We start from the raw sequence: 26,905 nt of genomic DNA on the forward strand, positions 1-26,905 counted from the left end.
CTCGACCATGCTCCATGTGCTGTTCAGCGTTTATCTGAAGATGCTGGTGCTCTATAGCCCGTTCTTCGTGTTGTCTTGTTTTATCGGCCTGACCCGCGGTTATTCACGCAAGGAACAACGGCGCCTGGCCTGGAAGGTCGCGATCGCGACGCTGGTTTCCAGCGTCTTGCTGTATTTGTTCGGGCGGGTGATTTTCAGTGTGTTCGGTATCACCGTGGATGCGTTCCGCATCGGTGCCGGCAGCGTGCTGTTCATTTCGGCGCTGGGCATGGCCCAAGGCAAGTCGGCCGTACAGACCGATAATGTTCAGCAGGACGTGACTATCGTCCCGCTGACCATTCCCTTGACCGTCGGCCCCGGCACCATCGGCGCCTTGCTGGTAATGGGCGTGAGCCAGCCGCACTGGGACGACAAACTCATGGCTATCATCAGCATCGCCCTGGCCAGCTTCACGGTCGGCGTGGTGCTCTACCTGTCCAGCCGCATCGAGCGGATCCTCGGGGACCAGGGCTTGCAGATCGTCAGTCGCCTGATGGGGTTGTTCGTCTGTGCGTTGGCCGCGCAGATTATCTTCACCGGGGTGAGAGGCTACCTGGTGCCTTAGCGCGACGATTCCCTTCAGGCCTGCCGGCGACGATTGAATCGTTTTTTCAGGACTTCCCTACGGTGCTCTCCCAGGTACTCTTCGATGTCCTGGCGGAAGTCTTCATAACGCGCCGGATTGAAGGTCACGTAGGATTTGCCACGGAAAATTTCCCGTGCCGAAGATTGCCAGTTCACAAACAGAACGCCGCCGTTATTCGAAGATCCGGTCTGCCTGATCGAAGCGGACGACGCAATCAGGATACCGTTGGCCAATTGTTCGCAGGGAATAACTGACAGACGCGCTCCCTCGGGCGTCTTGACCTGGCTGTTGAACAAATTGAGGGTGGGCTGATCCTGCTTCAGACCGTCGATCGTGGTATTCACCACGGCGCCCAGCACCGCTGCCGCCGGAACGCTGGCCTTCACCCCATCGATGATTCCTTTGACGATATCGCTGATCACGAAGTCCATGTTCACGCGCTGGGAACTCTCGGAGTAACGGGTATAGCCGTCATCGGCCACAAAACAGCCCAGGTCATGGAGGCAGCGGATAAACGAGTCGTACCACGCCAGGGTGTTCTTGCCGCCAGGCACCTCGAAGTTGGCCTCCATGATTGCCATGGTCATGAGGTTTTCCATAATCGCCATGTTGGTGAGCGACATGTTGTTGCCATAGCCCAACAAGGCATCCCCCAGCATCAGTGCATCCAGGTCCCTGGTCGGGCTGTCAGTCAGTTCGGCGGATCGACGCACGCGCCGACTGGTGGTGGTGGTCATGGTGGAGGTCAGAGCCTTGCGCCTGTTGATACGGGCGCCGATCAACTCGATACTCTGGGCAACACTAACTTCACTTTCAAACGCTTTCATATAACTTCCTTTGTTAATTAATGACCGCTCCCGCGGACAACAACAATCTAATTTATTATTCGGAGAAACCACAACAAAACCCCATTACAGCATATGTAAACTTTGCTTTATCCCCTCGATAAAATATCCGGTTTTAATTTAGACGATCACCCACATACACACTCTCCGCTCACCGTTGTATTTATGCATAACAACCACGACGGAGACTTACCCTTGAACAACGAAGCACTGACCGGACTGATCACAGGCCCCAATCTGTTCTCTTATATCGGAACCCTTGCCCTGCAAGACCATAACGACATCGCCGACTGCCACAACATCGCCACTCGATCGGCTGATCTGGGTCATAACCGCTACACCGACTCCAGAGGCTGGTTCGAAGAATACGCCCGCACCTTGAATTTCCTCGGCTGGTCGATATATGGCGACTCCATCCTTACCCGTACACAACACATCGTGTCGGGCTCCGTGGCCGATTTCCTGGTCCAGAGCGCCCAAGCCATGAGAGATTCACGGCAAGCGAATGCGATGATCGATACCCTCGACGCATTAAGAACCGATCCCCCCGCAATGCTGTCTTTCGACAGAGAAACCAGCGAAGGCGAGATTTTTCAGATTATCCCTGCCCGCTACGATGCACAGAACAACCTGAATATTGCCGTCTACAAATTAGAATTGAGTGTCGCTATAAAGAGGCACCGATTTCTGTTCTGGGACTGGGAAAGACGTTCGGCCACAGTCGTCCAACAGCGAGCCTTTCTGCGACTGGACAGAAATGAACTGGACCGGAAAAGAGCACTTATAAAAAACAAACTGAACGAGCAGTTCATGAGGCGATTCAACCTGAGAAGAATCGCCTCATGAACCCAGTGAATGAGTCAGCCGCTCGCTGCTCTTAATCCGCGAGGCTGTTTTCCACAACTTCCGCAACGCCCAGCAACGCTTTCAGCGTTAAGCCACCCTGGGCGTTCTGCCGGGTGTCCATCCGCTGTATCAACCTCGAAACGGCATAATCTCCATGGCCCTTGAAGCTGAGCACGACGTCACCCCGCAAGCTGATGTCCCTGGCATACGCCTCTCGGAAGATGATGCTGTGACCATTGTCCGGGTCTATGACCACCAGATGCTCGTCAACAATACTCAACAGCAACCTGTCTGGCTCATCCAGCTCCCAGATCATCTTACCGGGCCCTGTCGCCGTGCTTTCAAGGGTATGCCGACAGTTGAGCACGACCGCCTCGAGCCTCAGCCAGGCCGCCTTCGACAGCCGAAAGCTCTTCACCCCCCGTCCCATGCGCAGGACCAGCGTCGTGACACCATCCGGCATCAGGGGCAGGAAGTCATCGATCTGCCCCTCGACGACCATGACTTCGCCATCGCGCTGCACGTAGCTGAGGGAACCCGCGAGCTCCATGCCCGGGTAAGTCAGCAGTTGTCCATTGCTGTTCTGATGGATCAATACGTTACTTTCGCGCTGGGTTCCAAGCACCTCGAAGGATCCCGGAATCGCGGTCCGTGGGATACGAATCATGCGTTTGCTCTGAGTGACGAACCATTTCAGGTTTTCAGGATCCTCCACCGACAGCAGTGAACTATGGGATGGATAGTCCATCAGGCGCTTGAGCGCCTCGCGCTCGCGTCCTCCCTGAGCGGCGACCCACTCAAGCGTGACACCGGTCATCAACGCCGGCTCCCGATCCCGCAGCGAGACCACCACGCCTTCGAATGTCACGCCACGCAGCCCCGCCCCTTCGACCGTCAGTTCGACAAATTGCCAGGGTGCCCATTCGCGTTGCGCAACGGGTAGCGCATCAGCCTGCAATAATCGTGAACCTGTTCCGAAGGCCGATGCCAGCCGCTGCGGGTCGATAAAACCCTGGCGATAGACCTCTCCACTCGAAATATCGAACAACCAGGCCGCCTCTCCATCCGGGGTTACTCCCAGCAAGCGCACTTCCTTGCCATGACCCGGTTCGGCCAACAACACCCGGCTCCCGACGCACCAGGCGCACAGCTTCGCGTCGCCATTGAAGTTGCTCAAGCCGATAAGGGCCAGGCGCTCGTCTGGGCTGCGCCGGGCCAGTGAAGCCAGTTCGGACCACCACTGCGGCCGGTCTTTGAACCAGGACTCAGTCACGCCTCCCAACTCCAGGTCTCCCCGATCCGTCAGGTTGTAGAACAAACCATCAGTTGTCAGCGCCAGATACCCAGCCTCGACAGCAATGACATTTTCCAGCTTGTCCGGTCGATGGAACCGGCTGGACCACTGTCCTTTGCCCTCCACCAGAGAGCGCTGCCTGCGACAGAGTTCTTGTTTGAGCCTGTCATAGATGACAAATACGTCGCTGCCGTCAGCTGGCGCAAGCAGTGTCAGGTCCGTCATGTTCTTGATCGAGTCCGACCATCCACGATAACGATTGCGTCCCGGTGAGGGACGGATGATCAACTGGTCGCTGCCGCGAACCCAGGCCATGTCCCGTAGTGACTCTTCAATCTTCCAGCAAACGGAAACAAACGGTGCCGGGCGCCAGTTGACCGTGACGAAGGTATCGTCATGACCGGCATAGGGCGTAACCGGATAAGCGTTGCCCAGCACCTGCGTCCAGTCGGCCAGCGTCTCACTGGCGCTGAAAATGGATTCCAGCGTCGGGTCCAGATCTCGCGTTACCGAACTCAGCAGCAACTGTCCCTCATGGATCACATAGATCAGTTGCTCGGTTGTCTGGTCATTGCGGGTGATCTCCTGCACCACATGAATCACACCCTGCGCGTCCGCCTCGACGACCTTGATGACAGTCGCCGTCTCGCTCGCGGCCCAAAGCCAATAGCGATGGCTCAACAACCCGGTGAGCGCGTCGACTTGCCAGATCAGCAGGCTCTGCGGCTCGAAGAAGTAGGCATAGCCGCCGGCCACCGCGCCCAGCGAGGCATCCTCGGCGCCCGGCAGGTCGTTGCGGATATACAGGAAGCGGTCTTCCCTGGCGTCGTACCAGGCGGTGATGTACCGGGGTTCATCCGGCTTCTCGAACGGAATCAGGTAGCGATGGATCGGTGTGTAAGGCAACGCCAGGCGGTGTTCTTGAACCAGAGCCTTCAGGTGCGCTTGCAGGGCCTGTCGATCCACGCCCGATGGCATGTCCTGCTCGATGAGGGTGAGCCTGCCGGTCACCGGCTCAACCCTGAGTATCCGATTGTCGGTAAGCCGGAGCAGCACTTCGTGATGGCCGTCCCCTGTGAGCGTCACCTCGATGTCGCCAATGAACAACTTGGCCTGTTCCTCCAAGCGGACTTCACTCTCGCGAGCCCAAGGAGCATCCAGCACCCAGGTCGACTTCTGCAACCTCAACGCCTCGAACGTCAGGTTCGCGCCGGGACTGAGCAATAAGTTGCAACGTCCGCCGGCACCACGGACCCGGTAGTTGATTTTTCCGTGCCAGATGGCGGGAAGAGCAGGCACCACCAGTGAGCGCTCTTGAGCGTCGAGCATGACGTCGATCACGGTCGGCCGATAGTCCGGGACCATCCGGTAGAGGATGTAATCGCTCGGGAACGAATAGAACGAAAACAGGAACAGCCATCCACCATCGGCCTTCCTCTTCTCCAGGCGCCGTGCCGTGTCGAATCCGGTGTCATGGCGCAACCCGGCGAATGGCAACGCCTTGTATTCATAGCGGTAGCAGGTTTGCGGCACGCAAGGCAGCACAATTGCCTCGGAGGCGGGCGGCATATACCTGACTCGATCCGTCAGCCCCAGCTCTCGCCGGATGTCGATCGCTCGTTCGTAGTCAGGATCGAAGGTCGGCACACCGAAATGATCCCGTAACGGATACAGCCTGGGACTGTCCAGCTGAAGTCGGCCACGGGCCAGATCCAAGGTCTGGATGATCAACGAGGGACGCGGCAACCAGGTTTTGCTGTGGGCATCAAACCGATAGGCCTGCAGATGCGCCTTGGTCACCTCATCGAAAAACAGCCCCACCTGCCTGGCCTCCTCGGCAATGCTTGCAAATCCCTGGGCCAAGGCTGCCAGTCCCACCGCCAGCCCGCCGAGGATCACCGCCGCGCCCCCGAGAACCGCTCCGGCGGTCGTGGCGCCGGCGGCGAGCGCTCCCGCCGACAGCACCAGGCCGGCCGAGTCGAACGCCAGTTGAGTGCCGAATTGGGCCCGGGCGACCTCGTCGGTTGCTGTCGCCAGTTGATAGATGTCGAAACCGACATTCGCCAGTTGCAGCACGCCGCCGGTGGCTTCGCTCACACTGGGCCCCACGGCAGCCTTGACCACCGGAGCGACGGTGCGCGCGATCAACTTCTCTTCGGCCAGCGCCTGTCGGACCAGACCGACCAGGCCCGCGACATCGACCACATTGCCGTGCACCAACTGCGCGTAATTGACGTAGGCATGCAACCGTACCGCCAGGGACAGCGGCCGATCAGGCCCCTCATGCTCTTTGAGCGCAATCATCAGTGCCTGGATGGTGAAGCCAGCGTTGAGGGTATGAACGCTGCCCACTTCGGCAGGATCGCTCGCAAAGGCGGGTTTATTGGCCAATGCCAGGAAACGCTCCGAAAGGTAATTCTTGATACGCAGGAGCCGATGATCATCCGAGATGACTCGAACCAACTTTTCGGGGTTTTGCGGATCGATCAGGCTCACCCGGTACGTACCGTCCGGCGCAATCTCCAGGGTTTCGAACAGAGGAACCCGTAGGGAGGCCGCCGGATTCTGCTGCCAGAGCCGCGTCGTCACCTGCGCGATCTGTTGGCCCCACCAGTGGCCGTCCAGTGCCAGCAGGCAACTGCCGAGCCGGGGATTGTTGATCAGCGATTGTCCACGGGCACTGGCCAAGCGTTGTTGCACAGGGCGTAGCCTCTGCCCGGGCAAGGCACCGGGTTGTAGCAATTGCGAAACCTTGATGGCGTCAGGCAATGCGATCTTCGAGATTTTCGCACCGTCCAACTCGAACAGATCGAAGGTCGGCCGTGTCGCCTCTCCGTAGGCGGCGTAGTGAGCGGCCATTCCCTGCTCGAGGAAAAATCGCTCCAGTGCCTGCCTGAACCGCGTGGCATGGGTGAACTCGAAAAGACCGAAATTCGGATCGTAGAAATGATAGGTGCTGCGTTCGCCCTCGAAGGTCCTGCCCACCAGCATGGCGTGGTTATCCGAGTTGAGCATCAGCGTACTGGTGGTCGCCCTGGCTTGCAGGACTTCCACCACCGCCTTCAGGTCCGAGCGCGCAAGTGCCACACCGACCTCGCTCGCTTGAACATCACGCAAGGCTTCCACCCCTTGCAGGAAGGTCACGCAATCGCTGGCCTCGGGCTCGATGACCCCCAGGTAGAATCGCTCGCGCAGGGTGTTCACCGCGGCCTTGTCCGTCGACAACGCGGCCGCCATGACCAGGCTCAGTGGATAACAGCGCCCGCCCACCCTGTCGCCTTCGCCCTGGAGCAGCAGGTCCTGCGGCACCAGCTTGATCGCGTCGGCTTCAAAGCCATCCAGGACGACACCGAGGCGCTCAATGACCCGCACACGGTATTCAAGCTTCGCCAGCCGCTGGATCCGAGTCACTCGCTGCCCCCATTGGCGCAACGTCAACGGCTGCTCCAAGGCGTTTTTCTTCAATCCCAAAGCGGTTTCAGCATGCACGGCCGGGTAGTCGACAGGGTAGGCCAGCCCGGCCAGGAATGCCGGTGCGCGCTGTTGGTACAACGCCTGCTCGATCACCGCATAACTGCCGGCGGTACCTCGTTCACCCAGGTTATTGGCCAGGTTATCGAGCTGCGGGCGAACGGCGTCGAAGCTGCGGTTATCCAGCGACTGTGCACCGATCAAGGTCCCCAGGAGCAGACGCTGCAGCGGACTCAACTGTGCCGCTTCAAAACTGCCCTTGGCGAATCGGTCCAAGAGTTCGGCGACAGAAAGCCGTTGCGTCTGTGGATCACCCAATGACGCTGGGGGCAGCAGGCTGGCGCTTTGAGTGCGGATCGACTGGCGCGCCTCGAAACTCAGCGGTATTGGCTGGTCGAAGGCCACCACACCGGTATGGCTGCGCCCCATCATTGCCATGAAAGGTGCACCCAACTGATCGGCCAGATGCTGCAGCAGGTCGGTGGACAGCACATGGCGTCCTTCCATCAACGGCCAGCCTTCATCGAACTGGAGCGTGCGGTATTTGAGCAGCTCCTCCAGCTCACCGGCGTAACGGGCCTTGAACCGGCCTTCCTGCCAGCGTTTCTTCTCGCTATCGAGCCAATGTCGGGTGTCGCTTTCGTTCTCTTTCCAGGAATGATCCTGTTCTTCTTCGGTAGCGCGGTTGACTGTGGCAACGGCTGGAATGGCGATTTCGGCCCGCCAGTTCTCGGCACTGCGAGGCGTGAAGTTCGCCCGCTGATAATCGGCCATACCCTCGCGCATAGCGCCAGGCCCGGTCAGGTAGATCGTTACTTCGCTCTGGGGACGAATGCCGTCGCTGTAATACGTCGCGGCGGCCTGCACGAGGAAGGACACCGCCATCTCCGCTTCCGAAGGCAGCTCATGCAGCGGACCAAACACCTCGGTCGCGGCTTGCTGCGCCAGACCGGCCATGGTGTCGACATCGATAAGCGCGACGTTTTGCTCGTCGGCCAGGCGAGCGGTGGCGTCGACGACCTCATAATTGAGCCGGAAACGTTCGAGCACCGTCTCGATCATCGCCGCTCCCGGGTGGGCCATCAGGAAAGCGTTGCTCAGGGAGTTCTGCTCAGCGACGGCACGCAGTTCATAGGGGCGCGCAAGACGCTCCACCGGGGTGCGAAAAACCTGATTGAGCTCCGGCTTGCCGTCGGCAAAACGCGTGAGCGCCTCGATATTCTCCGACGGGATCTGCCCCAGATAGTCGGTGTATTGGTGACGCAACGTCTGACGGCCGGGCATCCATTCGGGATTGCGGTCGAGCAACAATTGCAGCACGCCCAGGCGTGCATCGGTCTTGAACCCGCGGATGTCCACCCCGCCCAGTTTTTCCTGCAACGGCGGCAAGTTGTCGACATCGGCATAGCTGCCGCCTTCGTTGAACAACGCTTCGAGACGCACCACATCGGAACCCGAAGCCAGATTGCAACGCAGGCTGATCTCGCGCTCGTAAATATCGTTCAGGTGCAGCGGCACATCACCGCGGGCAAGGTCGCGCAACGCCAGATTTCCTTCGGACACAGCCGATAGACTGAGCCGGTTAGCGGCCTTCAGAGCAGTCAGCCGCGCCTTGTCCTCACCATAGGCCCGGACCAGCAGGTCGATCCTCGCGTCATCGGCGCTGCCGCCGTTTTCCACGAACTTTTTAATGTGCGCGAACATTTGTTGTTTCAAGACGATGACCCGCTCTTCATAGCGGTCGCCCAACTCGGAGGGATCGATAATATCTTGTGCGCCATTGACCATTGCATCGGCCTTGGCGGCCTCAATAATGATCCGGTTGGTTTCATACGCCAATAACGCATCGCTGTCATACCAGAGATTAAGTTGATAGCCCTCGCCGGCCATCACCTTTTTCCAGACAGTTATATAGTCGCGCTGAATGGCACCGATGCCGCCCCCCAGCCAGACGAAGTGCAATTTCTTCGGCACTTCAGTGGCCGGTATCTTCAGTTGCTCGACGCTGTGATGCAAACGTTCTTCATAATCTTCCACAGTGTCGTGGATGTACGTCAGATCAACCGCCGTGGTGCCACCCGACGGCTCCAGTTCCGCCGTGCGGCGACGTCTGCCGCCCCGTTGCAGCGCCCCCAGCGCATGCTTGAGCAGCCCCAACGGTTCCAGCATGCCAGGCGCATCCAGCGCGGCTATACAGCCAAAGTAATAACGCAGCACTGCATCGTACCGATCGGTGCCTTTATACGGGACCAAAGCCTGTTCAATATCCTTCAACTTCAACAAGCCGACAAAATCGACGTAACCACGCAGCGATGTAAACCTGGTTTCACTCATGAACAATACTTCCATTTATTGCATGTAAACAGGCCGGAGCCTGCATCGGAAAACAGTCATCCACAAGTGCATCCCGGCACCTGCACGTTAACGTTCGGAAAATAAATTTCTCGATGACCTTGAATAAAAGTAACTCACGATCAAGGCGCCACTCAAACCCAATAAATTTCCAAATAAAAAACAAACTCAAAGTGGCAAGCGCACGCCATCCACAAGTGACAACACTTATCGAGCGACTCTAAACAGGACACAGACGAATGCAGCGGTTATGGCAGCCCGAACGGGCTGCCGAATCGAATCAACGAGGTTTGCTGCCGTACCAGCGCGGCGTATACACCCAGTCGCCCCCTTCAGCGCGGGGGAACACACACGTGGTGGAGGACCCCACCAGCACCATGGTGCGCATGTCCACCTGGTCCGGGGCCAGTTGTCCCAGGGTGGTGACCCTCAGGGTCTGGCCCGGACGACCGATGTCGCGCCCCAGGACCACCGGAGTATCAGGCGTGCGATGCTGCGCGACGATGTCCAGCGCCCGCCCCAATTGCCATGGCCGCGACCGGGAGATCGGGTTGTAGAACGCCAGGGCCAGGTCGGCCTGCGCCGCCAGGTCCAGGCGCTTCTCGATGATCGACCAGGGCTTGAGATTGTCCGACAGCGACATCACGCAGAAATCATGACCCAAAGGCGCACCGGCCTGGGCCGCCGTGGCAAGAGAGGCCGAGACGCCGGGCAGGATTTGCAGGTCGACGTTGTGCCAATGGACATCCGTCGACTCATGCAAGGCTTCCAGCACCGCTGCGGCCATGGCGAACACGCCCGGATCGCCCGACGATACCACCACCACGGAGCGTCCCCGGGCCGCCAGTTCAAAGGCATGTCGCGCCCGCTGCATTTCTTCACGGTTGTCGGTGCAATGCTGCACCTGATCGTCCCGGAACGGCCCCGCCATGCGGACGTAGGTTTCGTAGCCCAGCACATCGGTAGCGCGATCCAGTTCGGCCCGCACGGCCGGCACCATCAGATCAGCCGCCCCCGGGCCGAGGCCGATCACCGCCAGGCGTCCGCGCCCGCGTCCGATCCGTTGCGGATCGAGGGGCTGTTCGGCCACGGCAATGGCGACGTCATTGACGATTTGCAGCGAAGCCGGTTGGCCCAGAGCCTCGCTCAACCATTGCGCGATATCGTCCCCGGCCGCCGCAAAACGCAGCGGCACGCCCAGAGCCGAGGCCACCTGATGCAACTCCGCACTTGCCATCTCAGTGTCCACTGCCAACAGGCACGCCAGCGATTGCACCGCGAGGCCAGCCTGACGCAAAGCGTCGTCGATGGTAGTGGCAACATTCACCACGCCGGCCTTCAGCGCCACCACTACCTGGCGAGGATAGATACGCAGCTCGTCGACCACCGGAACGGTCGCGCTGCAATCGATGCGAATCGCCAGGCGCGCCCGCTCGTCCTGGGGCAACTGCGCCTGGTCCAGCCAGGGGGCGGCGCCTTCGATGCGTACCGGCTCGCCGGCCAGCAAGTCGGACACGAAACGCTTGCCTTGCTCCAGGTCGTCGAGGCGGTAACCGCTCGGCGGATTGAGCAGGCACGTGCCAAAGCGCAATTCACCGCTGGTGGTGATCGCCGGGGCGACTTGCAGGCAGGCCGCAATCTCCCGGGCCATGACATTGACGCCGCCCAAGCCGCCCAACAGCGGCACTACGGCGCTGCCGTCTTCCGCCACTGCCAGCACAGGTGGCTCGACGCCCTTTTCCAACAGCAACGGCGCCAGGGTGCGAATGACGATGCCCGCCGCGCACAGAGCAATGATCGGCGAGTCCTGGCGATAGAGTTCGCGCAACGTCGCGCCGAACTCCTGGTATTGCCGGTCCGTCCCCTCGACCCGCCCGGCCAGGCCGTGGATCAAGGCGTCGGGATAACGCTGTTGAATCCGCCGGGCCGTTGCAAGACTGCCCGGCCCAAGGATAACGATTGCCGCAGCCTTGAACGTCATCCCTGCCACCGTTCACCCGGCACGATGATCAGCGAGAAATACGGCGAGGACATCGGCTCCACTTCATCCAGCGGCACGATTTTCTGATTGGCCATGGTTGCCCGTTCGACGTACAGCGCCCGCCCGTCCAGACCCAGCTCGCCGAGTACCTGGCGGACCTTGGGAAAATTGCGCCCCAGCTTCATGATCACCGCCGCATCGGCATCGGCCAGGCGGCGCTTGAGCTCGTCATGGGGCAGCACGCCGGACAGCACCGACAGGCTCTGGTTGCGATACACCAGCGGCGCGCCCAGCACCGAGGCGCCGCCGAGCATCGAGCACACGCCGGGAACGACTTCGGCCTCGTAGCGCTCGGCCAGACGATCGTGCAGATACATGTAGGAGCCGTAGAAGAAAGGATCGCCCTCGCAAATCACCGCGACGTCGCGACCGGCATCCAGGTGCATGGCCAGGTGTTCGGCGGCGGTGTCGTAGAAATCGGCGATCACCTGTTCGTACGACAGCGGCGCCGGCAGCGCTTCGGTAGTCACCGGGTAGACCAGCGGCAACAACGTTTGCTCTGTCTGCAAATGGCCCTCGATGATGCCAAAGGCGTTGCCCTTCTTGCCCTTGGCGACGAAGTATGCCACCACGGGAGATTCGCGTAGCAGGCGCAGGGCCTTGAGGGTAATCAGCTCCGGGTCACCGGGACCTACGCCGAGGCCGATCAGACGTCCAGGCTGCTGCATCATTCAATCTCCGTAGCGAGGGCGTTGACGGCGGCGGCGGCCATGGCGCTGCCACCCAGCCGGCCCTGCATGATCACGAACGGCACGCCGCGGCTGTTGGCCGCCAGCATCGCCTTGGACTCGGCGGCACCGACAAAGCCCACCGGAAAACCGAGGATCAACGCCGGTTTCGGCGCGCCGGCATCGAGCATTTCCAACAAATAAAACAGCGCGGTCGGCGCGTTGCCGATCACCACGACGCTGCCTTCCAGATACGGGCGCCACAGCTCCAGGGCAGCTGCCGAACGGGTATTGCCCAGTTCATTGGCCAGTTGCGGCACACGCTCGTCGCGCAGGGTGCAGATCACCGGGTTATTGGCCGGCAGGCGAGCGCGGGTCACGCCCTCGGATACCATGCGCGCGTCACACAGGATCGGTGCGCCAGCAGCCAGTGCCTGACGCCCGGCCGTACCCGCGCCGTCGGAAAACTGCAGGCCGTCGACGGCCTCGACCATGCCACAGGCATGGATCACCCGCACGGCGAGTTTTTCCAGGTCGGGCGGGATACGCGACAGGTTGGCCTCGGCGCGAATGATCGCGAAGGAGTTGCGATAGATCTCCTGACCGTCGCGGATGTAATCAAGCATCAAGGGGACTCCGGGGGTGAGCATCGAACCAGTGGCCGAGCGCTTCAATCGTCAGGTTGTGCGCCTGCAACGCGCCGAACCCCGGCAGCGTGGCATCGCGAAAATAGAGGTCGTAGCGACCGGGTCCGACTGCCAGCAAGGTGGCGGGCGCGACATGAGCCGCCGCGCAGGAACGAGGGCAGCCGGTCAGATGGATTTTCAAGGCCTGCCCGTGGCGTTGCAGCCGTTCAGCCAGTTGCCGGGCATCGGCCTTGGTATCGGCCAGGGCCTTGCCGCAGCCGCTGGAGCCGGTGCAGGCGATCAGGTTCGCCAGGGGTTCATCGGGCGAGCACACCAGGCCCAGCTCACCCAGCCGCGCCAGCACCTGCTTCGCGTCATGGGCGCCGACGTTGGGCAGTAGCAGGCTTTGCCAGGGCGTGAAGCGAAGACTGCCGTCCCCCTTCTCCAGAGCCAACTGCGCCGCTCCCCGCAACATGGCGGTATCGAGCCGGCCGAGAGGAGCCTGGGCGCCAACGTAGACCCGGTCGTCATGCTGGGGATGAATGCCGATGTGCAATCCATCGACGGATGCGCCCCGCTGCCAGTCGAGGCAAGGTTGCAGCGCCACGCGACGGGCCAACCGGACGATAAATTCATCCTCTGGGATTTCGGCCAGCAAATGCCGCATGCGTGTCTGATCCGGGCGGGCCAGGTCGAGGAACGACTCCAGCACCATCACCACCAGGGCATGCCCTTGGGCCAGGGGCACCTTCCCGGCCGGTTTATCCAGCGGCGAGCCAGCCAGCCCGAAAGCCAGCCAGGGCTCACCGCGGTGGACAAGCGCTGATAACCACAGGTCATGGTGATGTTCGAGCATCGCCATGGCTTCACCGCCATCCAGTTGCACGGCGAATTTCGCCGACAGCTCATTGAAGCGTTCGTGGATTTGCAAGGTGAGCAGGATCTGCGCGGCCAACGGTCGGGTATCGAACAGCATCTGCCGATCGATCCCGGCCGAGGGACTGAGCATCAGGTTTCGGACATCGTCGCCAGCCGGGGTATGGGGCCCCAATCCAGCGGCCAGCAACTGTTCGATCAGCGCATCCTGCGCGGCGCCAATCCCACGGATCTGCAGGTTGGCGCGATTGGTCGCCTCGATGACCCCACCGGCGAACCGCTCGGCCGCCGACGCCACGGTGTCGGCCTGAACCGATTGAATGGACCCACCGTCGAGCTTGATCCGGCAAATCCCACCGTCCAGCGCCTGGACGACACGCAACAACCCCGGACAACCCGTGGGGCGTATGACGCAGGAGGATGGATGTTCGTTCAAGGGAAAACCGGTCGATCAGCGCGCCGCATCGGCGAAGGACCGCCATTATGCCTGCTTTGACGGGCGTCATGAAAAGCCTGCCGGTCGGTTTCAGTCATGCGCAGTGACAAATAGGCAGACCCGTCCCGCAAAGGTTCTGCGGCGGTCTACATATCTTGCAATCAAGGCCTGTTTGAACAAAACCGGCAGACCCGCTTCATTCAAGGAGCAAGGCCTCACTTAACACCGATCCTCGATAAGGAAATCAAGGAATGTCATCTACCCTGAATTACGCCTACACCCCCGCGCAGGTCACCGCGGCGTATGACGAGATCATTGCCACGCTGTTGAAGGGCATCACGGCCGAAACGGTTCCCAAAATGCTGATTACCGCCGGGTCCCAAGGCTCGGGTAAAACCTACCTGCTGGAAAAAAGCCTACTGCCCACCGGACGCTACGACAACTACGTACGCCTGTACCTGCCCGAGTACCGTGAGAAACATCCGCAGTACGCCCGGATGATCAAGCACGGCGTACTGCACGCTTATGAACATACGGAAGCATTCGTCCGGGACATCGGCACGAAAATCTTCGAGAAAGCTTTCCAATGCAAATACAACATCATCATGGAGTGTGCGTTCGACAGCCTTGATTTCGCCGCCTTCCCCCCGGCGGCGACGGCTGCCGGGTATCAGTTCGAAACCCACATCATCGCCTGCAAGAAAGCCTTCGCCCACCTGTCGAGCATCCAGCGCGCACTCAAGAGCCTGGAAAAGCAGGAAATGGAACGGTTTGTCCCGCTCTCGGCGCTGAACGCCAGCCTCGGTAACGCCCAGGCGACCATCCACGCCTTCGAGACGGCCGCCAAGGCGGTCAGCGGCTCGCAGATTTTCCTGTATGAACGCGGGTTCGGCCCCTTGAAAGAACGTGTCCTGCGCGTCCAGAGCCTCTATAGCCAAAGGTCAGGCGGCGCCGTGGTCATCAGCGGTTCCAAGGTAGCCTACACAAGTGTTTTCGAGCCCATCGTCAATAATCGCCTCCACCTCATTGGTGATCGGGAGGAAATGGTCAAGGAATGCCACCTGGCGTTGTCCAAGGCGCAGATTCACGCTGACCATGTGCCCGAGTCTGTTTTCAATGACCTGTACGCTTATATCCTCAGGTATGTCTATCGATGAGCCAGGAACAGTAGTGTCGAATGCGCCGCCGCGCCTTGGGATCGCCGCGCAAATCCTGTGGGAGCGAGCCTGCTCGCGATGGCAGTGAATAAGTCGATGCAGATGTCGAATGACAGGCCGCTATCGCGAGCAGAGCTCGCTCCCACAGGTTCGCGGTATGATGGCGGCCCGGTTCGCAGCCTGACAGGCACGCAGGACAACCCCATCCACACGAGGAACAAAGATGACCCCCTGGCTGACGATCGTGGGCATCGGTGAAGACGGCTTCAAAGGTCTGGGCCGCGCGGCCCGCCACGCCTTGCTGCAAGCCTCGCGCATCGTCGGCAGCGCCCGTCAGCTGGCGCTATTGCCTGCATGCATCCGCGGCGAACGGGAGCCATGGCCCAGCCCGTTTTCCCTCGAAACGCTGCTGACGCGGCGGGGAGAGCCGGTGTGCGTGCTGGCCAGCGGCGACCCGATGTTCTACGGCGTGGGCGCCAGCCTGGCCAGACAGCTCCCGACTGACCAGATGCAAGTCATCCCTGCCCCATCCTCCTGTTCGCTGGCGGCGGCACGCATGGGTTGGCCATTGCAGGACGTGGTCACCCTGTCGTTGGTTGCGCGTCCCCTGGCCGTGCTCAACGCCCATTTGTCCACAGGCGTCAGGTTGGTGATATTGAGCAATGACCGGCACAGCCCGGCCGCGGTGGCAGCGCTGCTACGCGAACGCGGCTTCGGCCCCAGCTCGATGACCGTGCTTGAACACCTCGGCGGCCCGGCGGAACGACGCATCGAAAACTGCGCCGCGCAATGGTCCGACCCGACCATCGCCGACCTGAACCTGGTCGCCGTCGAATGCCGGGCCGAGCTCCACACATCGCGCCTGTCTCGTCTGGCCGGTCTGCCGGACAGCGCGTTCGAACACGACGGCCAATTGACCAAGCGCGACGTGCGCGCCATCACCCTGGCCCGCCTCGCCCCGCTACCAGGCGAATTGCTGTGGGACGTGGGCGCTGGCAGCGGCTCCATCGGCATTGAATGGATGCGCACCCACCCCAGTTGCCGGGCCCTGGCGATTGAAGCCGACGAAGGGCGCCAAGGGTTGATCGAGCGGAATCGCGACACCCTCGGCGTGCCGGGCCTGCAATTGATTCGTGGGCGAGCGCCCCAGGCCCTCGACGGGCTGGAGCCGCCGGACGCCATCTTCATCGGTGGCGGAGTGACCCGCGAAGGCGTGCTTGACGCCTGCTGGGAACGGCTCAAGCCCGGCGGACGACTGGTGGCGAACGCCGTGACCCTGCAAAGCGAGATGACGCTGATGGACTGGCGCGAACGTCACGGCGGCGAACTGACCCGCATTCACGTCGCCCAGGCCCAACCACTGGGCGAGTTCGACACGTGGCGCCAGGCGCTGCCGATCACCCTGCTGGAGCTGGTAAAACCTCTCGATGCGTGACGAAACCGCCGAACAACCTGCCCCCCTGCGCAGTGGCCTGACCACCGGCAGTTGCGCCACGGCCACCAGCCTCGCGGCGGCGCGCCTGTTGCTGGGCGGCAGTTGTGCCGATGCCGTGGAAATCGTGCTGCCCAAGGGCAGACAGGTGCAGATGCGCCTGGAGTTCTGTCGGCTGACCGAACAGGGCGCCGAGGCCGGCACAATCAAGGATGCCGGTGACGATCCGGACGTTACCCACGGCGCATTGCTGTTTTCCCAGGTGCGCCTGTTGACCGAGCCGGGGGTACGTTTCCTGGCCGGGCGCGGCGTCGGTACCGTGACACGCCCCGGCCTGGTGCTGGCGGTCGGTGAGCCGGCGATCAACCCGGTGCCGCGCCAGATGATCAGCGATCATCTGGCGCGACTGGCGGCGGAAACCGGCTACACCGGCGGCTTCGAGGTCACGGTCAATGTCGAGGGCGGCGAAGCCCTGGCGCTGAAAACCATGAACCCTCGGCTGGGGATTCTCGGCGGTTTGTCGATCCTCGGCACCAGCGGCATCGTCCGGCCTTTTTCCTGCGCGGCCTATATTGCCTCGATCCACCAGGGCATCGACGTGGCGAAGACCAACGGCTACCTGCACATCGCCGCCTGCACTGGCAACGCCAGCGAAGACACCATGCGCCGGGTCTACAACCTGCCGGAAATCGCCCTGATCGAGATGGGCGATTTCGTCGGTGCCGTGCTCAAGCATGTGCGCAAGGTCCCGGTGGAAAAACTCAGCCTGTGCGGTGGCTTTGGCAAGATCAGCAAGCTTGCCGCCGGCCACATGGATTTGCATAGCCGTCACTCAAGCATTGACCTGCCCCAACTGGCTGACTGGGCAGCCAGTATCGGCGCCGATGAAGCATTGCAACAAGGTATCCGCGACGCCAACACCAGCCAGCAAGCCCTGGCGATGGCCAGCGCCGCCGGCATCGTCCTCGGCGACGTGGTATGCGAGCACGCCCTGGCCTTCGTCCGCAGCATCGTACCGGCCGAGGTCCAGGTGGAAGTCTTCGCCATCGACCGCCAGGGCGGCATCGTCGGCCATGCAGGATCACTGAAATGAAACGTATCCTACTGTTGGGCGGCATCACCGAAGCCCTGGCCATCGCCCGAACGCTAGGACCGCAACACATCTACAGCCTGGCGGGCATCGGCCGCGTCCCGACGGACCTGACTTGCCAGGTGCGCGTCGGCGGCTTCGGCGGAGCCGAAGGGCTGGCGCAGTTCATCCGCGGACAAGGCATCGACCTGCTGCTTGACGCCACCCACCCCTACGCCGCGCAGATCAGCCACAACGCCGCCCACGCAGCCCGCGTCTGCGGCATTCCCTGCTGGGCCCTGCGCCGTCCGGCCTGGCAGCCCCAGGCCGGCGACGACTGGCGCGACGTGGCCGACTGGGCCGAACTGATCCAGGCCCTGAAACCCTTTCGCCGCCCCCTGTTCACCCTGGGCCGCGAACCGCTGCAACACCTGCACGAAATCCCGCCAGAGCAGTTCTGGACCTTGCGCGCCCTGGACGTCTACCCCGGTAACGAACGATGCGAAGTCATCGGCGCACGCGGACCCTTTCACCTCGAAGACGAGCGCGCATTGTTCGAGCGGCGACAGATCGATGTGCTGGTCAGCAAGAACAGCGGAAGCACGGCTACTGAGCCGAAGCTGGAGGTGGCGCGGGAGCGTGGGGTGCCGGTGTTGGTATTGAAGCGGCCGGTGTTGCCCAGGGTGGATCGAGAGTTCGATACTTCAGGGGCGTTACTGCTGGCCCTCGGAGATTCCGTCTGACAGTTTTATGAGACCCATGTGACGCCCATTTCAAAATCTATTGCTACTGTTAACCCAAACCCTGCGACCCTACACCGCACACGCCTTTTTTACTTCTGCCCCCCGATCAGGCTAAATACCGCCACCTGATCGCCCAACCGAGCGGATTGCCCCATGTCCCGACAACGGCTTGCATTTGCCTGGATCGCCTGCTTCGCAGTGCTGTTCAACATGCTTGCCATGCCGCTGTCCGGCGCCGCCGGGGCGAGCATGAATGCGCCGACCGAGCAGCTGTTGTGGGGCAGCTTCTGTTCGTCCAGCGGCACGAAGATGGTGGCGATCTCCCTGGGCAAGTTCGAGCAGGGCACGCCGTCGAAGGACGACCACTCGACGATGCAGCATTGCTGGTGCTGCTCGGGTTCGCCAGCGTCGGTGGCGCTCGCCGGTCAAGCCCCGCAGTTGTATCTCGATGCCCGGCCGGTCCAGGGCGGTGTCATCCCCCCGGCGCTGGACAGTCCTACGCCACGCCAGCAATGGCCGAGCCTCAATCCCCGTGCTTCACCTCTGGCCTGATTCCTTTCGCAAACATCTGCGCCTTGAATCGTTCCGGAGAATTGCCATGTTGAACAAACTTATTCTGCTCGCCGCCCTGCTGCTTCCCGTTGGCTTCGCCCAAGCTCACCAATACAAGGTGGGCCAGCTCGAAATCGGCCATCCCTGGTCCCAGGAACTGCCGCCGAACGCGCCGACCGTGGCCGCATATTTCGTGATCCACAACACCGGTACCACCGCCGATAAACTGCTCAGCGTCGACGCTCCCATCGCCGGCAAGGCCGAGCTTCACGAGCATGTGAAGCAGGACGACCTGATGAAGATGCAACCCGTGCCTGTCGTCGAGATCGCTCCGGGCGCCACCGTCACCTTCGCGCCGATGGCCTATCACGTGATGTTGCTTGAACTGAAGGACCGCAGCCCGCTGAGCGACGGCAAGCGTTTCCCCATGACCCTGCATTTCGAGAAAGCCGGGGACATCACCGTTGAGGTTGCGGTGCAGAAAAAAGCCTCCGACGGCACCCAGGTCGAAACCCACACGCACTGATACCTGCCCATGGGTCTTCCCCGCACCAGGCCAGCCAAACCCCGCCGCCAGTCGATGAGCCTGGCACGCGGCAGCTGGATCAGCCTGTTTGCCATGTTGATGATCTTCATCGGTCCGCTGATTTCTCAGTCGATGCCGATGGGTCAACCCATGGCCGTGTCCATGGATATGTCCATGCCGATGGACATGTCACCGAGTGCCCATGCGACCCATGAAGCCCCGGCGGCCGAACACTGCCAGCCCCGGAGCGAACACCATGCGCTGTGGGAGAAGTGCGGCTATTGCAGTTTGCTGTTCAATTGCCCCGCCCTGCCGGGTGGACAATCCTTCACCGCTTTCGATACCCCAACGACCACTACCTACACCAGCCCCTCCCCCCGCCTGGGCCATGCCCGGACGTCGTTCTTCCCGGGTGCCCGCACCCGCGCACCACCCTTCGACGCGTAGATCCGACACTTACTTTCACCCGGTCGCACAAGACAGCCCCAGGTTGCCCGACCGTGTCGTTTACGTCTGTTCGATGGAATCATCATGTCCAGGTTTTCCGCCGGCATCGCATTGGGCACCGCCCAGGTTCGATGCCACCCTTTACGCTCCGCGCTCGCCGCGTTATGCGGCCTTCTGCTCGCCCCCCACACACTGGCCGAGGAACACGACCATCACGAGGGCCTGGTCGAAGAATTGAGTCCGACGGTCATTACCGCCATCGCCCCCAGTTCGCCCCTGACGGTCGTCACCAACCCCAAGGACCCGCGCCAGCCGGTACCGGCCAGCGATGGCGGTGACTACCTCAAGACCATTCCCGGCTTCGCCCTGGTGCGCAATGGCGGTACCAATGGCGACCCGGTGCTGCGGGGCATGTTCGGCTCGCGACTGAATATCCTCACCAACGGCAGCATGTTGCTGGGCGCCTGTCCCGGGCGGATGGACGCGCCGACGTCCTACATATCACCGGAAACCTACGACAGGCTCACCGTCATCAAAGGCCCGCAAACCGTACTTTGGGGCCCTGGCTCATCCGCCGGGACCATCCTGTTCGACCGCGAGCCGGAGCAGTTCGGCGAGCTCGGCAGCCGGGTCAACGCCAGCGTGCTGGCTGGCTCCAACGGCCGCTTCGACAAAGTGCTGGATGCTGCCGCCGGTGGTCCGCTGGGTTATGTCCGGGTGATCGGCAACACCGCCCACTCGGACGATTACCGCGACGGCAATAACGACACGGTGCCGTCGCGCTACGACAAATGGAACGGCGACGTCACCCTCGGCTGGACGCCGGATGCCGATACCCTGCTGGAACTGACCGCCGGCAAGGGCGACGGCGAAGCGCGCTATGCGGGGCGCGGCATGGATGGTTCGCAGTTCAAACGCGAAAGTCTGGGGCTGCGCTTCGAACGTTCAAACCTGGGCGAGGTGCTGGATAAGATCGAGGCACAGGTCTACTACAACTACGCCGACCATGTGATGGACAACTACACGCTGCGCACACCATCCGGCACCGGAATGATGGCTGGGCCAATGGCCTCTAACGTTGATCGCCGGACCCTCGGTACACGGATCAAGGCCACCTGGCGCTGGGCCGACGTGCAGTTGATCAGCGGCCTGGACGCCCAGACCAACGAACATCGCCAGCGCAGCAGCATGGGCATCGATACCTACAAGGACCTGCCCCGCACCAAGGACGCCGATTTCCACAACTACGGCGTGTTCAGCGAACTGACGTGGTACGCCGCCGACCGCGACAGGCTGATCACCGGCGCCCGCCTCGACCGCGCCTCGGCCAGGGATTACCGGCAAAGTATCGGCTCCGGCATGTCGTCCCGCCCCAACCCCACCGCCGACGAAACCCGCGCCGACACACTGCCCAGCGGTTTCGTACGTTACGAACATGATCTGGCCGACAGCCCTACTACCCTTTATGCCGGCCTGGGCCACGCACAACGTTTTCCGGATTACTGGGAGCTGTTCTCGCCAAACGCCGGCCCCAGTGGCTCGGTGAATGCTTTCGACTCGATCAAGCCGGAGAAAACCACCCAGCTGGATTTCGGCCTGCAGTACAGGAGCGAAACCCTGGAGGCCTGGGCGTCGGGTTATGTCGGGCAGGTACGCGACTACATCCTGTTCGATTACACCCCCGGCATGATGGGGACGACTTCCCGGGCCGAGAACATCGATGCCCGGATCATGGGCGGTGAGCTGGGCGCGGCCTACAAGCTGACCGAGCACTGGAAAGCCGACGCCACCCTGGCCTATGCCTGGGGCAAGAACAGCAGCGACGGCAGCGCCCTAGCGCAAATGCCGCCGCTGGATGCGCGCCTGGGCCTGACCTACAGCGAAGAGCGCTGGAGCGCCGGCGCCCTGTGGCGCGTGGTGGCGGCGCAGAACCGTGTCGACGAGAACAAGGGCAACGTGGTGGGCAAGGACTATGGCAAGAGCTCGGGCTTCGGCGTGTTCTCTCTCAACGGCGCGTACCGCATCAACTCGCATTGGAAGGTCAGCAGCGGCGTCGACAACCTGTTCGGCAAGGCCTACGCCGAACACCTGAACCTGGCCGGCAACGCCGGGTTCGGCTACCCGGCGAGCGACCCGCAAGCCATCAACGAACCGGGGCGCACCTTCTGGACCAAGGTGGACATGAGTTTCTAACAGCATCGCGGGCAAGCCTTGCTCCCACAGGGATTACTTCATTCCTGTGTCAACAAAACCTGTGGGAGCAAGGCTTGCCCGCGATCGGTTGCCTGGCAATCGCAAAAAACATAACAACCCAATTAGCCCTGCGGAGCGCTTTTCGATGAGCCAACCGAAAACGAATTTCTACAACCTGGCCTGGCGCTGGCATTTCTATGCCGGGCTATTCGTGGCGCCCTTCATGGTGATGCTGGCCCTTACCGGCATCATCTATCTGTTCAAGCCACAACTCGATCCGTTGATGTACGGCGACCTGCTGAACGTCCCGGCCGGGCATCACGCGATGACCGCCGACGACCTGCTCAAGCAGGTCCGCCAGGCCTACCCCGAAGGCCAGGTCAAACAGTACCTGCCGCCGATCAACGCCGAGCGCAGCGCGCAGTTCGTCGTCATTGACAAGGGCCGGGAACTGAACGTGTTCATCGACCCCTACCATGGCGACGTGCTGGGCGAGCAGGATGCAAAGAACAACCTTCAAGCCATGGCCCGGGCAATCCATGGCGAGTTGCTGATCGGCACCGTCGGTGACCGGCTGGTCGAAATGGCCGCCGGCTGGGGCGTGGTGCTATTGGTATCCGGGCTCTACCTGTGGTGGCCTCGCGGCCAGTCGTCGGCAGGGGTGTTGTGGCCCCGTTGGGCGGCGCGTGGTCGGGTGTTCTGGCGCGACCTGCATGTCGTCGCAGGCTTCTGGGGCGCCGCATTCCTGCTGGTGATGCTGCTCAGCGGCATGACCTGGACCGGCTTCTGGGGCAAGCAATACGCCGACCTCTGGAACCGCTTCCCAGCGGCCATGTGGAACGACGTGCCCAAGTCCGACGTCGAGGCGCGCAGCCTCAACAATGCTCATCGCCAGACCGTGCCCTGGGCCGTGGAAAACACCCCGATGCCGATGTCCGGCGACCATGCCGAGCACATGAACCATGGCGACATGCACGCAGGTCCCGCCGCCCCGACCGTCAGCCTGCAAGCGGTGCAGGACATCGCCCGCGAACGCAACGTGACGCCCGGCTACAGCATTACGCTGCCAAAGACTTCCACCGGGGTGTTCACGATTTCCGTCTTCGCCGACGACCCGCGCAACGATGCGACCCTGCACGTGGATCAGTACACCGGCAAAGTCCTGGCGGACGTACGCTGGGAGCACTACAGCGTGGTTGCCCGCGCCACCGAAACCGGCGTGATGCTCCACGAGGGCAAGATGTTCGGCCCGCTGAACCAGATCATCGTGCTGCTGATCTGCCTGATGATCCTGTTCAGCGCCGTGAGCGGCCTGGTGATCTGGTGGAAGCGTCGGCCCGAGGGAAGATTCGGCGTGCCGCCGTTGCGTCATGACTTGCCGACCTGGAAGACCGGGGTGTTCATCATGCTGGCTCTGGCGGTGATGTTCCCGCTGGTGGGGGCTTCGCTGGTGGTGGTGTGGCTGCTGGACCGGCTCGTCAGCCGACGCACTCGCCAGCCTGAGGTGGCTTCATCTTCAAACTGAAGACAGCGCGTTAACGACAAGCGGCGCGAAGCCTCTACAATCGCGTCCACTGTCCAGCTGCGCGCAGTTCCAACGGTGGGAGCGGGCTTGCTCGCGAAGGCGTCGGCACATCCAACATTGATGTGACAGACACACCGCTTTCGCGAGCAAGCCCGCTCCCACAATGGGAACTGTGTCGACCCAAAAGACTTCGAGTACATGCATGACCTCGCTCACCCTCTCCCACCTCGCCTGGACACCCCTGGGCCAGGGCCACTGCCATCACCAATTCCAGCTGCGTGACGTGACGCTGCAAGTGGCGGCCGGGGAGTTCGTCGGTTTGATCGGTCCCAACGGCAGCGGCAAGACCAGCCTGTTGCGCTGCGCTTATCGCTTCAATCGGCTGGAAAGCGGTGAGGTGACGCTCGACCATCGCAATATCTGGCGACAGTCATCGCGCTGGTGCGCGCAGCGTATCGCCGTGGTGTTGCAGGAATTTCCCGACGCCTTTGGCCTGACGGTGGAAGAAGTGGTCGCCATGGGTCGTACACCCCACAAGGGCCTGTTCGATGGCAATAACCATGAAGACCGGCGCCTGGTACTCCAGGCCCTGGCAGCCGTCGGGCTGCAAGGCTTCGGCGACCATGGCTTCGCCACCCTGTCGGGCGGCGAAAAGCAACGTGTCATCCTGGCCCGTGCCCTGGCCCAGCAGCCGCAACTGTTGATCCTCGATGAGCCGACCAATCACCTCGACCCCCGCTATCAACTGCACTTGCTGCAACTGATCAAAGGCCTCGGCATCGGCACCCTCGCCAGCCTTCACGACTTGAACCTGGCAGCCGCCTTCTGTGACCGGCTGTACGTCATCGACCACGGCCACATCGTCGCCAGCGGTACACCGCGGGACGTCCTGACCGCCGCGCTGTTGCGCGACGTGTTCGGCATCGTCGCCCTGGTGGACGCACATCCCCTGGCCGGCCACCCACGAATCACCTGGATAACCCAACCATGACCCTGCGTTCCCTGCTACTGTTGCCACTGCTGCTGTGCAGCGCTCAGTCCCTGGCCGAAGCCACCCGCTATCCATTGACGATCCAGAGCTGCAACCGTCAGGTGGTGTTCAACGAAGCACCCCGGCATGCCGTCAGCCATGACATCAACATGACTCAGATGATGCTCGCCCTCGGGCTCAAACCGCGCATGGTGGGCTATAGCGGCATCAGTGGCTGGAAGGCCGTGACGCCCGAGATGGCGAAGATCCTCGATGGCCTGCCGGAACTGGCGGCCAAGTACCCCTCGGTGGAAACCCTGCTCAGTGCCAACGTGGATTTTTTCTTCGCCGGTTGGGACTACGGCATGCGGGTGGGCGGCGACCTGACGCCACAGACCCTGCAACCGCTGGGCATCAACGTATACGAGCTGACCGAATCCTGCGCCTTCGTCATGAAGCGTCCGGCGGCTTCGCTGGAAGACACCTATAACGACCTGCGCAACCTGGGGAAGATCTTCGATGTGCAGGATCGCGCCGAAGCACTGATTGCGACGATGCAGGCCCAAGTGGCCGAGGTCCGCAAGCAGTTGCCGCCTGATCGACCTCGGGTGTTCCTGTACGACAGCGGTGAAGACCGCGCCATGACCTCCGGCCGGCTCGGCATGCCCCAGGCACTGATCGACGCGGCCGGTGGGCGCAACATCCTGGATGATCTGGAAACCAGCTGGACCCGGGTTAATTGGGAAAACGTGGTGGAGCGCAATCCCCAGGTCATCGTGATCGTCGACTACGGCGAAATCAGCGCCGAGCAAAAGCAACAGTTCCTGCTGGACAACCCGGCCTTGCAATCGGTGGACGCGATCAAGCATCGCCGTTTCATTGTGATTCCCTACGTCCAGGCCACGCCGGGGATCGATAACGTTCTGGCGGTGCAGACCCTGGCGAAGGGTTTTCACGCCCTATGAGCGCTCGTCGCTATGGCGCATTGCTGGTGCTGCTCGGCGTGTTGATGCTGGTGTCCTGCGTGGTGTCCCTGGGCTTCGGCCCGGCGCGGGTACCGGTGGCCGTGGTCTGGGACATTCTGTTGAACAAGGCTTTCGGTATCGGCGACGCCTACTGGCCGCCCGGCCAGGAAAACATCGTCTGGCTGATCCGTGTGCCGCGCCTGTTGCTCGGGGCCTTGGTGGGTGCGGGGCTGGCGTTGATCGGCGCGGTGCTGCAAGCGGTGACGCGCAATCCGCTGGCTGATCCACACCTATTGGGCGTCACGTCTGGCGCAACCCTGGGGGCAGTGATCGTGGTGCTGCATGTCGGCGAAATCGTCGGTCTGCTGACCCTGCCCCTGGCCGCGTTCGTCGGCGCGTTGCTGAGCATGTTTTTGGTGCTGGCCGTTGCCAGCCGCCAGGGTCGCCTGGAAAGCGACCGCCTGTTGCTATGCGGGGTGGCGGTGTCGTTCGTGATGATGGCGGCGGCCAATTTACTGCTGTTCCTGGGGGACCATCGCGCCAGCTCTGCCGTGATGTTCTGGATGCTCGGCGGCCTGGGCCTGGCGCGGTGGGAGCTGCTGGCGGTGCCGGCCGTCAGCGTATCACTGGGGCTGGTGTTGCTGCTGGGCATGGCCCGGCCGCTGAATGCATTGATGGCCGGCGAGCAGACCGCCGTGACCCTGGGGCTGAACGCAGCGCGAGTGCGCTTGTGGATTTTTCTGATTGCCTCGCTGATGACCGGCGTGCTGGTGTCCATCAGCGGCTCGATCGGTTTTGTCGGGCTGATGGTGCCGCACATTGCCCGGCGCCTGGTGGGTGCCGAGCATCGTCGGCTACTTCCAGCGTGCGTGCTGCTGGGCAGCCTGTTCTTGATCTGGGTGGATGTCGCCGCCCGCACCCTGATCGCCCCCGAGGACCTGCCGATTGGTGTCGCCACCGCGGCCATCGGCGGGTTGTTCTTCATCGGTTTGATGCGGCGGCGCTGACTTTCAAGGCTTGCACACACCCCCATTGTGGGAGCGGGCTTGCTCGCGAATGCGGTATGTCATCCGATGCATGTGTTGAATGACACACCGTTTTCGCGAGCAAGCCCGCTCCCACATGGAATCGTCAATGACCGCAATCAACACGCCCCAATGTGGCGCGTCAGGTCGCACCAGCCCTCGCATGACGAGCACTCCTGGTGCACCACCCTGTCCATTCCCTGCGCCATCCCCTTGTTTCA

The 26,905-nt window shown here is 61.9% G+C and carries 20 protein-coding genes; 14 read left to right on the plus strand and 6 right to left on the minus strand.

Going from position 1 to position 26,905, the window contains the following annotated elements; genetic code table 11:
- Positions 1 to 7: 7 nt before the first annotated feature.
- Complete coding sequence (locus AD666_RS19540; RefSeq protein ID WP_047227382.1) at positions 8 to 604, plus strand: MarC family protein; 597 nt, start codon at positions 8 to 10, stop codon at positions 602 to 604.
- A 14-nt stretch (positions 605 to 618) separates the two neighbouring features.
- Here the strand turns inward: AD666_RS19540 and AD666_RS19545 are convergent, their stop codons facing one another.
- Entirely contained in the window at positions 619 to 1,452 is an 834-nt protein-coding gene (locus tag AD666_RS19545) for a hypothetical protein (protein WP_053155500.1), read from the minus strand.
- A gap of 213 nt (positions 1,453 to 1,665) precedes the next feature.
- Here AD666_RS19545 and AD666_RS19550 point away from each other — a divergent pair, with 213 nt between their 5' ends.
- On the plus strand, positions 1,666 to 2,316 hold the full coding sequence (locus AD666_RS19550; protein ID WP_053155502.1) for a hypothetical protein: 651 nt from the start codon (positions 1,666 to 1,668) through the stop codon (positions 2,314 to 2,316).
- Between the two features lie 31 nt (positions 2,317 to 2,347).
- Here the strand turns inward: AD666_RS19550 and AD666_RS19555 are convergent, their stop codons facing one another.
- The 5 genes from AD666_RS19555 to cobG all read right to left on the minus strand — a co-directional run bounded on the left by AD666_RS19555 (position 2,348) and on the right by cobG (position 14,080).
- A complete protein-coding gene (locus AD666_RS19555; RefSeq protein WP_053155504.1) occupies positions 2,348 to 9,415 on the minus strand; it encodes a TcdA/TcdB pore-forming domain-containing protein in 7,068 nt (2,355 codons plus the stop codon).
- Positions 9,416 to 9,713: 298 nt separating this feature from the next.
- Entirely contained in the window at positions 9,714 to 11,414 is a 1,701-nt protein-coding gene (cobJ, locus tag AD666_RS19560; protein ID WP_053155506.1) for a precorrin-3B C(17)-methyltransferase, read from the minus strand.
- Positions 11,411 to 12,142 (minus strand): precorrin-2 C(20)-methyltransferase, encoded by a 732-nt coding sequence (locus AD666_RS19565; protein ID WP_053155508.1) that lies wholly within the window; start codon positions 12,140 to 12,142, stop codon positions 11,411 to 11,413. The genes cobJ and AD666_RS19565 overlap by 4 nt, the downstream gene beginning before the upstream one ends.
- Entirely contained in the window at positions 12,142 to 12,768 is a 627-nt protein-coding gene (locus AD666_RS19570; RefSeq protein WP_053155511.1) for a precorrin-8X methylmutase, read from the minus strand. Before AD666_RS19570 ends, AD666_RS19565 begins: the two co-directional genes overlap by 1 nt.
- Positions 12,761 to 14,080, minus strand: coding sequence for a precorrin-3B synthase (gene cobG / locus AD666_RS19575; RefSeq protein WP_053155513.1), 1,320 nt, complete (start codon positions 14,078 to 14,080; stop codon positions 12,761 to 12,763). The genes AD666_RS19570 and cobG overlap by 8 nt, the downstream gene beginning before the upstream one ends.
- 251 nt (positions 14,081 to 14,331) lie before the next feature.
- On the opposite strand from cobG, the gene AD666_RS19580 reads away from it, so the two are divergent.
- The 12 genes from AD666_RS19580 to AD666_RS19635 all read left to right on the plus strand — a co-directional run bounded on the left by AD666_RS19580 (position 14,332) and on the right by AD666_RS19635 (position 26,666).
- Positions 14,332 to 15,237, plus strand: a complete 906-nt coding sequence (locus AD666_RS19580; RefSeq protein ID WP_053155515.1) for a zeta toxin family protein — start codon at positions 14,332 to 14,334, stop codon at positions 15,235 to 15,237.
- Positions 15,238 to 15,460: 223 nt separating this feature from the next.
- Positions 15,461 to 16,672, plus strand: a complete 1,212-nt coding sequence (locus AD666_RS19585) for a bifunctional cobalt-precorrin-7 (C(5))-methyltransferase/cobalt-precorrin-6B (C(15))-methyltransferase (protein WP_053155517.1) — start codon at positions 15,461 to 15,463, stop codon at positions 16,670 to 16,672.
- Positions 16,665 to 17,762 carry a cobalt-precorrin-5B (C(1))-methyltransferase gene (locus AD666_RS19590; RefSeq protein WP_053155519.1) on the plus strand — a complete coding sequence of 366 codons (1,098 nt, stop codon included), beginning with the start codon at positions 16,665 to 16,667 and terminating at the stop codon, positions 17,760 to 17,762. The genes AD666_RS19585 and AD666_RS19590 overlap by 8 nt, the downstream gene beginning before the upstream one ends.
- The gene (locus tag AD666_RS19595) at positions 17,759 to 18,481 is read left to right on the plus strand and encodes a cobalt-precorrin-6A reductase (RefSeq protein ID WP_053155521.1); all 723 of its coding nucleotides are present in this window, start codon (positions 17,759 to 17,761) and stop codon (positions 18,479 to 18,481) included. Before AD666_RS19590 ends, AD666_RS19595 begins: the two co-directional genes overlap by 4 nt.
- Positions 18,482 to 18,634: 153 nt before the next feature.
- Positions 18,635 to 19,033, plus strand: coding sequence for a DUF2946 domain-containing protein (locus AD666_RS19600; protein WP_053155523.1), 399 nt, complete (start codon positions 18,635 to 18,637; stop codon positions 19,031 to 19,033).
- A gap of 46 nt (positions 19,034 to 19,079) precedes the next feature.
- Complete coding sequence (locus AD666_RS19605; RefSeq protein WP_053155525.1) at positions 19,080 to 19,559, plus strand: copper chaperone PCu(A)C; 480 nt, start codon at positions 19,080 to 19,082, stop codon at positions 19,557 to 19,559.
- Positions 19,560 to 19,613: 54 nt separating this feature from the next.
- Positions 19,614 to 20,006 carry a DUF2946 domain-containing protein gene (locus AD666_RS19610; protein ID WP_053155687.1) on the plus strand — a complete coding sequence of 131 codons (393 nt, stop codon included), beginning with the start codon at positions 19,614 to 19,616 and terminating at the stop codon, positions 20,004 to 20,006.
- An 84-nt stretch (positions 20,007 to 20,090) separates the two neighbouring features.
- Complete coding sequence (locus AD666_RS19615) at positions 20,091 to 22,199, plus strand: TonB-dependent copper receptor (protein ID WP_053155527.1); 2,109 nt, start codon at positions 20,091 to 20,093, stop codon at positions 22,197 to 22,199.
- Between the two features lie 145 nt (positions 22,200 to 22,344).
- Positions 22,345 to 23,724: a PepSY domain-containing protein gene (locus AD666_RS19620; RefSeq protein ID WP_053155529.1), complete on the plus strand. Its 1,380-nt coding sequence runs from the start codon at positions 22,345 to 22,347 to the stop codon at positions 23,722 to 23,724.
- Between the two features lie 202 nt (positions 23,725 to 23,926).
- Positions 23,927 to 24,715, plus strand: a complete 789-nt coding sequence (locus AD666_RS19625) for an ABC transporter ATP-binding protein (protein ID WP_053155531.1) — start codon at positions 23,927 to 23,929, stop codon at positions 24,713 to 24,715.
- Positions 24,712 to 25,659 (plus strand): ABC transporter substrate-binding protein, encoded by a 948-nt coding sequence (locus tag AD666_RS19630; RefSeq protein WP_053155533.1) that lies wholly within the window; start codon positions 24,712 to 24,714, stop codon positions 25,657 to 25,659. Before AD666_RS19625 ends, AD666_RS19630 begins: the two co-directional genes overlap by 4 nt.
- A complete protein-coding gene (locus AD666_RS19635; protein ID WP_053155535.1) occupies positions 25,656 to 26,666 on the plus strand; it encodes an iron ABC transporter permease in 1,011 nt (336 codons plus the stop codon). Before AD666_RS19630 ends, AD666_RS19635 begins: the two co-directional genes overlap by 4 nt.
- The last annotated feature ends 239 nt before the right edge of the window (positions 26,667 to 26,905 follow it).

The sequence above is a fragment of the Pseudomonas sp. Pf153 genome, assembly GCF_001269775.1.
In the GTDB taxonomy this organism is placed as follows: Bacteria; Pseudomonadota; Gammaproteobacteria; order Pseudomonadales; family Pseudomonadaceae; genus Aquipseudomonas; species Aquipseudomonas uvaldensis.